Genomic DNA, 12,813 nt, shown 5'->3' with positions numbered 1-12,813 from the left:
ATCATGATCCTGCACGAACTCATAAGTTACGACATCCTGCGCATGATCTGGTGGCTGCTTCTCGGTGTGCTGCTGATCGCCTTTGCCGTCAGCGATGGCTTCGACCTCGGTGTCGGCACGCTGCTTCCCTTCGTCGCCAAGACGGATACGGAACGCCGTGTCGCCATCAACACGATCGGCCCGGTCTGGGAAGGAAACCAGGTCTGGCTGATCCTCGGCGGTGGCGCCATCTTCGCCGCCTGGCCGCCGCTCTATGCAGTGTCCTTCTCGGGCTTCTACCTTGCGATGTTCGCGATCCTGCTCGCCCTCATCCTGCGGCCGGTCGCCTTCAAGTACCGTTCGAAACGTGAAAGCGCCCGCTGGCGTGGCAATTGGGACATCGCGCTGTTCATCGGCGGCTTCGTCCCGTCGCTGATCTTCGGCGTCGCGGTCGGCAACGTGCTACAGGGCGTGCCGTTCCGGTTTGATCCGGCCGACATGCGCATCTTCTATGAAGGATCGTTCTTCGGACTGCTGAACCCCTACGCATTGCTCTGTGGCCTGCTTTCGGTCGCCATGCTGGTCCAGCATGGGGCTTCGTGGCTGGTCCTCAAGGCAAGCGGAACCGTGGCGGATCGGGCAAGAAGCTATGGAAGCCTAGCTGCGCTGGCAGTGATCGTCCTCTTCGCGCTCGGCGGCATCTTTCTCGCCCTCGGCGTCAACGGCTACACCATCACGAGCGCGATCAACACGACCGGCCCGTCGAACCCGCTGTTCAAGACCGCAACGCACGAGGGGTCCTGGCTTGCGAACTACGGCACCCATCCGTGGATGATCATCGCCCCGATCCTGGGCTTCGTCGGTGCGGCGGCGGCGTTCCTCGCGCTGCGGGCAAGATGGGAGGTAGCAACCCTGCTGTTCAGCAAGGTCTCGATCCTCGGCATCATCTCGACCGTCGGCCTTTCGATGTTCCCGTTCATCCTGCCCTCCTCGCTCGATCCGAAGTCGAGCCTGACGGTGTGGGATGCATCGTCGAGCCATTCGACACTGTTCACCATGCTTGTCGTCGCGGCGATCTTCCTGCCGATCATCTTCGCCTACACCGCCTGGGTCTACAAAGTCCTGTGGGGTAAGGTCGACGAGAAGGCCATCAAAGACAAGAGCGGCCACGCTTACTGAAGGAGAAAGACGATGTGGTATTTCGCATGGATCCTCGGCCTTCCGCTGGCCGCCGCCTTCGCGGTGCTCAACGCGATGTGGTATGAGCTGATGGACGACGAAGCCAAGAAGAAAAAGCAGTAGCGGCCAAGCTGCTGCCAAGGAAATGATAAGGGGGCGGCCAGCTGGCGCGTCCCCTTTTTGCTGCCCTCTGGCGAGGTATGTGGAATTTTCGCTGTAGTATTCCCTTAGTACCCGTTGGATCACAGGCCTTGCTAAGGTCCTCCCGTTGTTTTTGGGAGGAAACAGATGCCAGCTTCTAAAATCCTGATGATCACCGGCGATTTCACCGAGGACTATGAAACCATGGTCCCGTTCCAGACGCTGCTCGCCTGCGGTTATACCGTGCATGCGGTGTGCCCCGGCAAGAATGCCGGCGAGACCGTAGCGACCGCCATCCATGACTTCGAGGGCGACCAGACCTATTCGGAGAAGCGCGGCCACAACTTCGCGCTCAACGCCACCTTCTCCAGCATCCGCGCCGAGGATTACGACGCACTCATCATCCCGGGCGGTCGCGCGCCGGAATATCTGCGCCTTAACCCCGAGGTCATCAAGGCCGTGCAGCACTTCTTCGACGCCGGCAAGCCGGTTGCCGCGATCTGCCACGGCGCCCAGCTCCTGGCCGCCGCCGGCGTTCTCAAGGGCCGCACCTGCTCCGCCTACCCCGCCTGCCGCCCAGAAGTCGAACTTGCTGGCGGCATTTACGCCGATATCGCCATCAGCGACGCCGTCTCGGATGGCAACCTCGTGACCGCACCCGCATGGCCCGCACACCCTTCATGGCTGCGGCAGTTCATGGCTGTGCTTGATGCCTCGGCACTGCTACAAACGAACGCCGCCTGAGGAGACGGACAGGGAGAGACGGGATGTGCGAATTGTTCATCAAGGCGGACGCGAAGCTCTGGGAGAGCACCACGCGTTCGCTGCGCATCGACGGCATGGTGACGAGCGTTCGGCTGGAGAATTTCTTCTGGTCGAAGCTCGAGGAGATCGCCCGGCGTGACCGCATGAACGTCACGCAGCTGATCACCAGGCTGCATCATGAATCAATCGATGCCGGTCATGATCTCGGAAACTTCACGTCTTTCCTGAGAGTGTGCTGCGCACGCTATCTCGACCTGCAGCTGACGGGAGATATTCCAGCAGACGTCAACCAGCCGATCGCCGAGCTGAATGCCCCGGCGATCCTCATTCGCGAACGCGAAAAATATCACTGACGCCGTGAAGCCTCAGTAGCTGGCCTCGACGAAAATCCGGGCCAGCGCTTCGATGCCGGCCTGGTCTTCGGCGTCGAAACGCCCCGCCGTCGGACTGTCGAGGTCGATCACGCCGAGGATCTTGCCGTCGTGGTGGAGCGGCACGACGAGTTCCGAGCGCGAGGCGGCATCGCAGGCGATATGTCCGGGAAAGGCATGCACGTCCTCGACGAGGATCGACGTGCCCTTCTCCACCGCCGTTCCGCAGACGCCGCGCCCGACCGTGATGCGAACGCAGGCTGCCTTGCCCTGGAATGGCCCGAGAACCAGTTCGTTTTCCGTCTTCAGGAAATAGAATCCGGCCCAGTTCAAATCCGGCAGCATGTCGAAGAGGAGAGCAGAGGTGTTGGCGGCATTGGCGATCGTGTCCCGCTCGCCATGCAGCAGGCCTTGAAGCTGCTGCTGCAATTCCGCGTAGAACGTGGCCTTGTCCGCATGCGTTATTTTGGAAGCCTGAAACATGGCCTGAACACTCGCTGTCATTAGAATGCGCTCGATATAATAGGCCGATCACGCTTTGCCAATGCCGTGGTCACATCGCCGCGAGTGAGCAGGTCGCGGACTTGTCGGAATGCGACGGCACCTTATCTATTATGAGTGGCGACCTTCTGGTCATCAGCGAACCGGATGCCCGCAGCGATCTGCAGCGCAACGCTCGCCGTAAAGCGTTGTCGTTCCGGCGAAACCGGCATGTTTTTGATGATGCGTCATAAGCGTCGACCCCGTGGTGGCGAGTTCTCGTCGCGACGATCTATTGCAGTTGTTGTTTGAAGTGGCTCCATTCATACCCGAGGCAAGACAATGACACCCGAAGACAGACGTTTAGTCTTCAGCCACCGCGAGATCGCGGCGATTATCAAAGGAATTACGCAAGAGGACGGGACGGAAGCTCCGATCACCGGAAAATCACTTGGCGAGGCGATATTGTTCGTCTCCGAAGAGGCTGCGACAAGCTCCTCGAGCGCGCATGTCGTCTACGGGGCCAATGAATCGTTGAGCTATACCGATTGCCTCAGCATCTACCGGGATTATGGCGCGGCTTTGCGCGCCGGATCGCATTGACCGCCGGGGCATGGTGAATGGCGAAACGAAGCGCCGGTCTGGTCATCCACCGCCAGCATGAGGGTCGTGTCGAGGTGCTGCTGGTTCATCCGGGTGGACCCTACTGGGCCAAGAAGGATGCCGGCAGTTGGTCGATCCCCAAGGGCCTGGTCGACGAGGGAGAAGACGAACTCGCCGCCGCCAGGCGCGAGGTGCGGGAAGAGATCGGCCACACTCCGGATGGTCCCTTCACCTTCGTCGGATCGTACAAGCAGCCGAGCGGTGGAAAGATCGTTGTCGCGTGGTCCGTCGTGGCCGAGATCGATACCGACAGGATCGTCAGCAACAGCTTCGCCATGGAATGGCCCCCGCACTCCGGTCTCACGCAAGAGTTTCCGGAAGTGGACAGAGCCGCATGGTTTTCGCTTGATGAGGCGGATGTAAAGCTGCTGCCCGGTCAGCGACCGATCCTGCAGGATTTTGCCAGGGGGATCGTCGGCGCTCATCCAGCGGCGTGACGGGAGCGCACTCCCCGCCTGCTGCATGGCAGCTATTCTTATTCAGCGTTCGCTCCGCGGATATTTATGGGCCATTGTGGCGCACCCTCCGTCAATGATTCTGGCCACATGACAGCTCCCCATTCGCCGCTCCGCGGTGTTCTCGTAGCGTTTGCCGCTTACGCGGTTTTCGCGTTCAGCGACGCATCCATCAAAATCCTCCATGGCAGCATTCCGGCCTACCAGGTCGCCTTCATCGGCGCTCTGTTCGGAACAGCCGTTCTTCCCTTCATCAAGGGCAAGGACGACACCTGGCTCGATATGGTTCGTTCATCCAATCGTCCGCTCTGGCTGTTGAGATTCGTCTGTGGCGCCGTCGGCGCCATTGCCTCGATCATCACGTTCACGAAGCTGCCGATGGCGGAAGCCTTCTGTCTGCTGTTCCTGCTTCCATCCTTCGTCACCATTCTCTCGGTGATCTTCCTGAAGGAAGATGTGCGCTGGCAGCGTTGGGCCGCCGTCATCGTCGGCTTCCTCGGCGTGTTGGTGGTGCTGCGGCCGGGCTTCAGGGAATTGTCGGTCGGACACCTCGCCGCTGCGATCGGCGGACTGGCCGCGGCGATCTCGATCGTGGTGCTCAGAAAGATGGGTCCGGCGGAAAAGCGCCTGTCCCTCTACGGTGCGGCATTGCTCGGCACGCTCATCGTCAGCGGCATCCTGATGGTGTCGCAGGTGACGATGCCGACACCGAGCCAGTGGTTCTTCCTGGCGAGCTATGGCCTGCTCGGCGCCGCCGGCAACGTGATGCTGATGACGGCCGCGCGCATGGCGCCGGCAAATCTTGTCGCTCCACCGCAATATAGCCAGATGCTCTGGGCAATCGCCTTCGGCTACCTGATTTTCGACGATACGATCGATCTTCCGATGGCCGGCGGCATCCTGCTCATCATCTGCTCCGGCCTGTTGACACTCGCGCGCGAACGCAAGCGCGGTACTCCGCTTCCGACCTCTGTCGTCTCGACCGACAGCCAGGCGCCGCTCGCAACGACAAAACAGGCCGCTAGCGCGGATTAATTCCGCCCGCCGCTGTGAAGCGGCGATGACGTCCTCACAAAAAACAACACCCCTGCCGGCGGCAACGCAGGCAGGGGTGTTGAGTTTTCAGGCGATCGAAATTCTATCGGCGCAGAACGGGGCAGCCGCGAACGTTGCCGAAGCTGATTTCATCGGCACCGCGGCGCGACCAGCCCTGGACGATGACGCGGCGCGGCGTCACGTCGACGACACGGGCGCGACGGAATCCGTAGTCGCGCGCGATATCTTCGGCAAGCCGAGGATCACAGCCACGTGGACGACCATAACCTGGCGGCGGGGGTGGCGGGCGACCGTAGCCGGGAGGCGGTGGCGGACGATCGCTACCGATATAGACATCCACCTGGGCGGACGCGGGCGCCACTGCTCCGGCAAGCGTGCCGGCAGCAAGCACCGCGGCGATACCCGCCTTGGCCAGAAACTGCTTCATCAAACTCTCCATATCCTCACGGCACGAAACCGTGACTGCTCCGATTTTACTCGTCCCGGTCGGCCACGGCCGTCCCGGATACGCTTACTCATATGCGATTCGCACAAAGCCGTTCGAAAATGGCACCGCTATGGCGAATCCGAGCCGTCAACGACGGATCAGTGGACATCCTCTAACGTTGGCGAACCACATCTGCTCCCATCCACGATAACCCCGTCCCGAGACGGCAACCCGCTTTGGCGTCATATGCGTCACCCGCGCATTGCGAAGGCCGGCCCACCGCGCCTTCTGCACGGCTTCTACCGGCGAGCAACCACGGACCGGACGATACTGGACGTCGATCACAGCGGCGCGCTGCGGTGATGCCGCATCGGCGACGGAAGAGGTTGCTGGCATGGAGGCAAAAGCAACGAAGGCTGCAAAGGCAACGCGGGCGACGAATTGATGCATAACGGAACTCTCATCAGTTTCATTGATCTCCCTTGCGGGATTGAGAGAACCATAAGCCGCTGAAAATGAACGATGTTCGAATTGCCTATTCAGATTGGGTTCAGGCGCCGAGATGCAGCACGACCTCGCGCCGATGCGGCCGATCTCGATGCTCGAAGAGATAGATGCCCTGCCAGGTGCCAAGCGCCAGCCGCCCCGAAACCACCGGGATACCGATGGAAACCTGGGTCAAAGCGGCCTTGATATGAGCAGGCATGTCGTCCGGCCCCTCTGCCGTATGCGCGATCCAGCGCATCGAAGGATCCGACGACGGCGGCACCAGCCGGGCAAAAAATGCTCGCAGGTCCTGCTGCACATCCGGATCGGCGTTTTCCTGGATGATCAGGGAACAGGACGTGTGCCGCACAAACACCGTGAGCAATCCCTCGGTGACCGCGGACGAGCGGACAAAGGCGCTGGCCTCATGGGTAAATTCATAGAGACCCTGGCCTTGTGTGGCCAGGCTGATGATCTTCTGAGGCATGATGATACTCCGGACAGGCTGAATGTCGCAGCAGCAGTGGCTGCGGCGCTCGCCTCATGTCAATCTTTGGCGTCTGGTCAAAGCCGAAGAAACGGCTCGAAGCCCCCGAAGATCATCCGCTTCCCGTCGAAGATGGACTTCCATTCGTCGCCTTGCAGGCGTGAATCCGCCATCACCTTCTCGACGATTTCGTCGCGATCCTTGCGGGAATCATAAACGATCCAGGAAAAGACGACGACCTCGTCGTCCTTCGCCTGAACGGCGCGGGGAAACGACGTGATGTCACCATAAGGCACGTCATCGCCGACGCACTCGACATATTCCTTTGCGCCGTAAGACTTCCAGATGGCTCCAGTTGTCGCCGAGAAGGCCTTGTAGGCCTCGATATTCTGCTTCGGCACCGCAACGATAAATCCATCGACATAAGGCATGTTGTTCTCCCTTCATGGCGTCCTTCTTCAAGGACGGACGAGTTCATGAGAAACCGACATGCACATAAAAATGAGTCGCGATCGCGAATGGGCAAGCGTGGAATTATCGGGAGGTGGGCAGTATTAGCCGTCCGTCGCCGCTTCAAAGGCCCTGGTCGGAACGCGGAAGGTCTTGAACTTGTCGACGAGAAAATCGACCAAGGCCCGGACGGCGGACGGCAGGCCGCGCGAGGCGGTAAAGACGATATAGATCGTCGCCTGAGACATCTGGTAATCAGGCAGCAGATGAACGAGACTGCCGTCGCGTATCCCTTCGGCGCACAAGTGGTCCGGCAAGAGACCGACACCCACGCCGGCATAGATGGCCTCCAGAACCGCAGGAACGGAACGGCAGCTCATGCGCGGCCGATGCTCATGCCGGTGCATCGCCCCATCCGGTCCCTTGAATTCCCAGACGTCGGTATCGCGCCACTCGCTCATCGTGCCCGTAAAGGAGACCGTCGGAACATCGGAAAGGCACTCGATGCCCCCACCCTGCGGCACGAACTCCGCCAGTTGCTTGTTGGCGACGAGGATCAGGTCAACCTTGCTCAGGACGCGCATCGTCAGCTCGGAATCGGTTTCGTCATTCAACTGGGCGCGAATGGCGAGGTCCAGACGATCGTTGATGATATCGACCCGGCTGTCGGTCGCCAGGATTTGCAGCTGGACGCGCGGATGGCGCAACAGGAACTCCGGAAGAATGCCCGCAAGCGATCCCTCTAGAAGACCGGTCGGCACGCTGATGCGGATCTGCCCCTGCGGCTCACCGCTCGCCTCGTTCACCGCCTTCGCTGCCCGGTCGACTTCGCGCAGCATGTTCTCGCAATAACCGTAGAGCGATTGGCCAATCTCCGTGACACGGAACCGATGAACGGTCCGCTCGATCAATCGGACGCCGAGACGCTCCTCGAGCGCCGATATCCGCCGGCTCAACTTCGATTTCGGCAACCCCAGGACGCGTCCAGCCGACGAGAAGCCGCCGTGCCGCACCACCGCTGCGAAATAGGCAAAGTCGTTCATATCAGGAAATGAGAAATCCGCGGCAGGCACGTGGCACCTCTTCTTAAAATGCTGACTACGCCCCCGCCGCCGTCAATTACGCCTGTTGAGCGCAGATGCCAACAGCCCAAAAATGGCGTTCGTTCCAAATTTGGAACATTGCGTTCCAAAGACCGGCCTTCAACTCGCTGCCGGTCGATATTATCTCGCGGTCGTAATGCGCACGGCGTGATTTTGCGTCGTGCTCCTACCGCTCTCATGAGCCCTCGCAACAGCAATAAATCTATTGTGCGACGCAGCAACGGCGCAGCGGATGCGCGCGCCTAAGTATTTGATATTGTTGCGAAAAAATCACAAAATGAGTAAAACGAAGGTTTGGGGTGCCCATTTTGATGACAGGAGAATTGATAGATTTACTTAAGGATGAAAGAGAAGGGGCAGCGGTTCGCTGATCCGCGCGCCGAAAGGCAATTACCGGAACGGCCGCCAACCGACTTCATGGTTTGGCGGTAGTCCCTTCGAAAAGGAAATGGATTTCAAATGAATATACGGATGGTTTTGTTGACCTCGGCGGCGGCTCTCGCTGCTGCGTCCTCGCCGGTTTTCGCTGCTGACGCCATCGTTGCAGCTGAGCCGGAACCGGTTGAATACGTCCGCGTCTGCGACGCGTACGGCACGGGTTACTTCTACATCCCCGGCACCGAAACCTGCCTGAAGATTGGCGGTTACCTGCGTTTCGAAGTATACGGCGGCCCAAACCAGAAGGGTACGTCTGACTGGAACGCTCGTACGCGCGCTCAGGTTCAGTTCACCGCCAAGAGCGACACTGAATACGGCCCGCTGACCGGCGTTATCGTTCTCCGTAACAACGGCGACAACGCTTCGACGACCAGCACGCTCGACTCCGCTTACATCGACATCGCCGGTCTCCGCGCTGGTCTGTTCTACAGCTGGTGGGATGATGACCTGAGCGGCGAGCCGGACGTTCTGTCCAGCTACCAGACCCTGCACAACTCGTTCCGCTACCAGTACGAATCCGGCGACTTCTACGCTGGCGTATCGGTCGACGAACTGGAAGACGGCGCTGAGAAAGGCGCTCTTAACGCCGACGGCAGCCCGGGTACCCGCACCGGCAGCAACGACGTCGGTATCGCTGCTGCAATCGGCGGCAAGGCTGGCGTAGTATCCTACCAGCTCATCGGCGGCTACGACACCGACACCGAAGAAGGTGCTATCCGTGGCATGCTCTTTGCTGACATCGGACCGGGCACCCTCGGCCTCGCTGGCGTCTACGCTTCCGGCATCAACAGCTACTACGACGAGTCGGAGTGGACGATTGCTGCTGAATACGCTCTGAAGGCAACAGACAAGTTCACCTTCACTCCGACAGTTCAGTACTTCGGCGACTACGGCCATAATGCCACCAACACCGACTTCGCTTCCGGCGACGCTTGGAAAGTTGGCGTAACGCTCGATTACCAGATCGTAGACAACCTCTACGCCAAGGCAACCGTAAGCTACCTCGACCCGAAGCACGACGACGACGTAACCACGGGCTTCTTCCGCCTGCAGCGCGCGTTCTAATTTTCGAAATCTCGGGGCCCCGGCATTGTCGGGGCGCCATTCGTATTGCGTTTTCTGATCCGATTGACCTCCGATCAGTTACGGGGATTGGTCCGGTTTCCCTGCCGGACCATCCTTGCTACGACAGCCGCCTTCAGTGCGCAGCTCCTGAAGCCCCACTCCTAGCCGGGAAGGACTTCTATCGAATCGACTCGGTCTGGATAGAAGGCGAAATAGCCGGCGATTTCTTCCACTGCCCCATGAGGATCTTCATAGGTCCATATCGCGTTCTTCGAACGCTCTCCGCCAGGCAGGATGCTGAAATACGACGCTTCGCCCTTGTATGGGCAATAGCTGTGATGATCCGTCCTCTCGACGAGCGAAAGATCCACATCCTCCCGGGGTATGTATTGAACCGCTGGATACGACGCCTCTTTCAGCGTCAGCGCCCGCCGGCTATCCGCAACGACGCGTCCGCCGGCCGTTACCACGACGCGGCTTGTATTCAGGTGGATCGTGATCGGGTGATCGGGACCGGGTAACTTCATCGGCTGTGCTGACATCGACGGCTCCTGTCGGGTGATACCCGGAATATAGAGCCCGCAAAGGAAATTGCAGGAGCGCCGCGCACTCCCGCAATCGAAAGCAGTCAGGGATCAAACCGGAAAATCTCGCGAGCGACAAACGTCTGCTTCGTTCAACTGCAACCGGAGTTCGGAAGCTCAGTGCCAGGTCTTGACGTCGACGTCACCAGACAGCGCGGAAAACGTGTCTTCCAGCGCGGCAACAAGAATATCGGTCAGTTCATCACCACGATTCTCGACGAACATCACCTTGGTGTCTTCGTCTTGCAATTCGAAAAAGCGGTCAATCAGATCCGACATTCATTGTCCTTTCGTTCGCCACCAACATCGGGCGATGAGACGAACTTAGGAAACCTTACTTGTGCCGAACTGGAGCGGCGGCCGATTTCAGTTCACCCTTCGGTAAGCAAACAACCTAGAGGAATCCTCGGTTTCGTCCAGCCCTGACGCAGATTAGTAGCTCGGAAAGCCACGGCTTTTCCATTGGCTCTTCGGAACGACATCGCCGACATCGAAGGCGAACGACACGACTTTCGTCGCATCGGCGTCCACCTCGCAGCGGAAGCTCATATCGTACCACCGTGCACTCGCGCGGAAGGCGCCGCGCTTCACCTCCAGCACCGTCCCTTGCGACAGCCGGTAGGACGGCAGCAATTCCGGGCGATAGCGCTGCGGCGCGTGGATAAGCTGCTCGCGTAGTTCCGTGCTGCAAAGCTGTGCTACCCGCATGCCCCGTGGCAGGCCATCGATCGCAGTCTTGGCGACAGGATCGTTGGTGGCCTTTGGGGAGAAGAGCGTCTTTGCCTCCGTCAGTTCGTCCGTTCCGGCCTTGTCGGCTTCGGTAGCGCCTGCGTCGGCCTGGTTCTGCGGCCCGATCGTCGTCTTCACATCCGGATTGTCGGAGGCGGCAGGCGCATTGTTCTCAATATGCGTTTCCGCCGCAGCAACCTCAGGCAACGCGATATCGTCGGGCACGGGCTTTGCCGGCGGCTTGTCGCTCGGCGGCGCGTCCGCCTTGGCGGCGGCCTCGGGCTTCGGCTCAGGCGGCTTGTCGGACGGTGTCGGATTGGGCTTTCCGCTCGACGCGGAGGCGTTGCCCGTTTCCGACTTCTCCGGCCCCGTATCCTTGTCGCCGAACTGGAACACCGGCCTTAGGGGCTGCAGGGGTTGCGCTCCACCGGCCTCCTTCCCTTCGGGCTTGGGCTCCTCCGTCTTCGGAGGCGCAGGAGCCGGCTTCTCCTCGGGAGGCTTCTCCTCGGGTTTCTCTTCCGGTGGCGGTGGGGGTGGAGGGGGTGGCGGCTCGGCGGGTTTTTCCTCGGCCTTTTTCTCTTCGGCCTTCTTCTCCTCCTGCTTCTCGTCCGGCATTTTCAGCTCGGGAGGCTTTTCTTCAGGCTTTGGTTCCTCGGGCTTTTTCTCTTCAGGCGGCGGCACGAGATCGACACTGACAACCTCCTCTTCCTTGGGCTGAGGCATATCAGGCAGCTTCAGAAGGAAGGCTCCGACGACAACAAGGTGCAACAGCACGGAGGCAAAGATGCCCCAGCCGAATGCTCCCCAGTGCCTTTCCAGTATTCTCGGCATGCCTGCCCGCTACGCTCCGTCGATCCAGTCCCGATGTGGCCGTTTAAGAAGGCGTCATCAAGCCACAAAACGAAAAAAGCGTATGGAGACAACCTCGACATAGGTGCAGGTGGCGTATTCGAACACAGTCAACAGCGAATATTAAACCACATGGTTGACCATTCGGGTGCCGTAGCATATATTCAACTTCATGGTTGAATTACGAACACTGGAACTCGACACGGTTTTTCACGCCCTCGGCGACGCTACCCGAAGACGGATGTTGCGCGCGCTGGCGGACGGCGAACGAACTGTAACTCAGCTCGCGGAACCCTTTGAGATTTCGCTCGCCGCGGCGTCCAAACATATCAAGGCGCTTGAAAATGCCGGCCTCATCCGCCGAGAGGTTCGCGGCCGCACGCATATATGCCGCCTCGATCCCGGACCTCTGGCGAGCGCCCAGGAATGGCTGAGCTTCTACGAGCGCTTCTGGAATGGACGCCTGGATCTGCTGGAGCAGCTTCTTCGCGAAGACGACAAACATGCCCCTCAACCACCAAAAGGAGACGACCAATGAATGAACTTGCGACTCTTGATGCCTATGGTGTGCTCACGGAACCTGCCACGCTCAAAATCCAGCGCCTCTTGCCCGGGCCGATCGACCGGGTCTGGCGATACCTGACGGAAAGCGACCTGCGCCGGCAGTGGCTGGCGTCGGGCAAGATGGAAATGAAGGCCGGATCTCCCTTCGAACTGACGTGGAAGAACGACGAGTTGACGACGCCTCCGGGCGCGCGGCCGGCCGATTTCCCGGAAGAACATCGTATGCAGAGCCGGATCACCGAGCTCAACGCCCCACACAAGCTCGCCTTCACCTGGGGAGAGCACGGCGAGGTCTCGTTCGAACTGAAGGAAGCCGGGCGCGATGTCCTGCTGACCGTGGTGCACAAGCGTATCTCCGACCGCAAGAACCTCATCATGGTCGGCGCCGGATGGCACATGCACCTCGATATCCTCGCCGCACTTCTTGCTGGGGGCACGACCGAGCCCTTCTGGGATGGCTGGCTCAAGCTGCGGGGTGAATACGACCAGCGCATTCCCGGCTGACCATCGGCTATTCTGCCTTGCGGACGCCGCCATTCCGT

Annotated in this window: 19 protein-coding genes; 10 read left to right on the top strand and 9 right to left on the bottom strand. The window is 60.0% G+C overall.

Annotated elements, in window-relative coordinates; genetic code table 11:
- The first annotated feature begins 3 nt into the window (after positions 1 to 3).
- From cydB to ASE04_RS23985, 4 genes are all read left to right on the top strand, one after another.
- Positions 4 to 1,158, top strand: coding sequence for a cytochrome d ubiquinol oxidase subunit II (gene cydB / locus ASE04_RS24000; protein ID WP_056823765.1), 1,155 nt, complete (start codon positions 4 to 6; stop codon positions 1,156 to 1,158).
- A gap of 12 nt (positions 1,159 to 1,170) precedes the next feature.
- Positions 1,171 to 1,281: a cytochrome bd-I oxidase subunit CydX gene (gene cydX / locus ASE04_RS23995; RefSeq protein ID WP_018857158.1), complete on the top strand. Its 111-nt coding sequence runs from the start codon at positions 1,171 to 1,173 to the stop codon at positions 1,279 to 1,281.
- Positions 1,282 to 1,446: 165 nt separating this feature from the next.
- Positions 1,447 to 2,043 carry a DJ-1/PfpI family protein gene (locus ASE04_RS23990; protein ID WP_056823763.1) on the top strand — a complete coding sequence of 199 codons (597 nt, stop codon included), beginning with the start codon at positions 1,447 to 1,449 and terminating at the stop codon, positions 2,041 to 2,043.
- Between the two features lie 23 nt (positions 2,044 to 2,066).
- On the top strand, positions 2,067 to 2,417 hold the full coding sequence (locus ASE04_RS23985) for a ribbon-helix-helix domain-containing protein (RefSeq protein ID WP_056823760.1): 351 nt from the start codon (positions 2,067 to 2,069) through the stop codon (positions 2,415 to 2,417).
- Between the two features lie 12 nt (positions 2,418 to 2,429).
- Here the strand turns inward: ASE04_RS23985 and ASE04_RS23980 are convergent, their stop codons facing one another.
- Positions 2,430 to 2,918: a GAF domain-containing protein gene (locus ASE04_RS23980; RefSeq protein WP_056824080.1), complete on the bottom strand. Its 489-nt coding sequence runs from the start codon at positions 2,916 to 2,918 to the stop codon at positions 2,430 to 2,432.
- Between the two features lie 339 nt (positions 2,919 to 3,257).
- Between ASE04_RS23980 and ASE04_RS23975 the strand changes: the two genes are divergently transcribed.
- From ASE04_RS23975 to ASE04_RS23965, 3 genes are all read left to right on the top strand, one after another.
- Positions 3,258 to 3,518, top strand: a complete 261-nt coding sequence (locus ASE04_RS23975) for a hypothetical protein (RefSeq protein WP_056823758.1) — start codon at positions 3,258 to 3,260, stop codon at positions 3,516 to 3,518.
- Between the two features lie 17 nt (positions 3,519 to 3,535).
- Entirely contained in the window at positions 3,536 to 4,015 is a 480-nt protein-coding gene (locus ASE04_RS23970; protein WP_056823754.1) for an NUDIX domain-containing protein, read from the top strand.
- Between the two features lie 108 nt (positions 4,016 to 4,123).
- The gene (locus ASE04_RS23965; protein ID WP_056824078.1) at positions 4,124 to 5,068 is read left to right on the top strand and encodes a DMT family transporter; all 945 of its coding nucleotides are present in this window, start codon (positions 4,124 to 4,126) and stop codon (positions 5,066 to 5,068) included.
- Positions 5,069 to 5,171: 103 nt separating this feature from the next.
- Here the strand turns inward: ASE04_RS23965 and ASE04_RS23960 are convergent, their stop codons facing one another.
- From ASE04_RS23960 to ASE04_RS23940, 5 genes are all read right to left on the bottom strand, one after another.
- Positions 5,172 to 5,516: a hypothetical protein gene (locus tag ASE04_RS23960; protein WP_056823751.1), complete on the bottom strand. Its 345-nt coding sequence runs from the start codon at positions 5,514 to 5,516 to the stop codon at positions 5,172 to 5,174.
- Positions 5,517 to 5,663: 147 nt separating this feature from the next.
- Positions 5,664 to 5,966 (bottom strand): hypothetical protein, encoded by a 303-nt coding sequence (locus ASE04_RS23955; protein WP_056823748.1) that lies wholly within the window; start codon positions 5,964 to 5,966, stop codon positions 5,664 to 5,666.
- Between the two features lie 100 nt (positions 5,967 to 6,066).
- A complete protein-coding gene (locus ASE04_RS23950) occupies positions 6,067 to 6,489 on the bottom strand; it encodes a secondary thiamine-phosphate synthase enzyme YjbQ (protein ID WP_056823745.1) in 423 nt (140 codons plus the stop codon).
- A gap of 77 nt (positions 6,490 to 6,566) precedes the next feature.
- Complete coding sequence (locus ASE04_RS23945; RefSeq protein WP_056823742.1) at positions 6,567 to 6,920, bottom strand: DUF1428 domain-containing protein; 354 nt, start codon at positions 6,918 to 6,920, stop codon at positions 6,567 to 6,569.
- Positions 6,921 to 7,043: 123 nt separating this feature from the next.
- Complete coding sequence (locus ASE04_RS23940) at positions 7,044 to 8,012, bottom strand: LysR substrate-binding domain-containing protein (protein WP_244490481.1); 969 nt, start codon at positions 8,010 to 8,012, stop codon at positions 7,044 to 7,046.
- A 489-nt stretch (positions 8,013 to 8,501) separates the two neighbouring features.
- On the opposite strand from ASE04_RS23940, the gene ASE04_RS23935 reads away from it, so the two are divergent.
- The gene (locus tag ASE04_RS23935) at positions 8,502 to 9,545 is read left to right on the top strand and encodes a porin (RefSeq protein WP_056823737.1); all 1,044 of its coding nucleotides are present in this window, start codon (positions 8,502 to 8,504) and stop codon (positions 9,543 to 9,545) included.
- A 161-nt stretch (positions 9,546 to 9,706) separates the two neighbouring features.
- Here the strand turns inward: ASE04_RS23935 and ASE04_RS23930 are convergent, their stop codons facing one another.
- From ASE04_RS23930 to ASE04_RS23925, 3 genes are all read right to left on the bottom strand, one after another.
- Positions 9,707 to 10,087: a DUF427 domain-containing protein gene (locus ASE04_RS23930; protein WP_056823735.1), complete on the bottom strand. Its 381-nt coding sequence runs from the start codon at positions 10,085 to 10,087 to the stop codon at positions 9,707 to 9,709.
- A gap of 159 nt (positions 10,088 to 10,246) precedes the next feature.
- Positions 10,247 to 10,408 carry a hypothetical protein gene (locus ASE04_RS31270; RefSeq protein ID WP_200960764.1) on the bottom strand — a complete coding sequence of 54 codons (162 nt, stop codon included), beginning with the start codon at positions 10,406 to 10,408 and terminating at the stop codon, positions 10,247 to 10,249.
- 153 nt (positions 10,409 to 10,561) lie between these two features.
- Positions 10,562 to 11,689 carry a DUF930 domain-containing protein gene (locus ASE04_RS23925; protein ID WP_056823732.1) on the bottom strand — a complete coding sequence of 376 codons (1,128 nt, stop codon included), beginning with the start codon at positions 11,687 to 11,689 and terminating at the stop codon, positions 10,562 to 10,564.
- 190 nt (positions 11,690 to 11,879) lie between these two features.
- Between ASE04_RS23925 and ASE04_RS30355 the strand changes: the two genes are divergently transcribed.
- Both ASE04_RS30355 and ASE04_RS23915 read left to right on the top strand, forming a co-directional pair.
- Entirely contained in the window at positions 11,880 to 12,245 is a 366-nt protein-coding gene (locus ASE04_RS30355) for an ArsR/SmtB family transcription factor (protein WP_082597459.1), read from the top strand.
- Complete coding sequence (locus ASE04_RS23915; protein WP_056823727.1) at positions 12,242 to 12,775, top strand: SRPBCC family protein; 534 nt, start codon at positions 12,242 to 12,244, stop codon at positions 12,773 to 12,775. Before ASE04_RS30355 ends, ASE04_RS23915 begins: the two co-directional genes overlap by 4 nt.
- Positions 12,776 to 12,813: the final 38 nt, after the last annotated feature.

Source organism: Rhizobium sp. Root708 (assembly GCF_001429725.1).
Lineage (GTDB): Bacteria > Pseudomonadota > Alphaproteobacteria > Rhizobiales > Rhizobiaceae > Rhizobium.
Note: the sequence above shows the minus strand (reverse complement) of the source record. Positions and strands in the feature narration are given on the sequence as shown.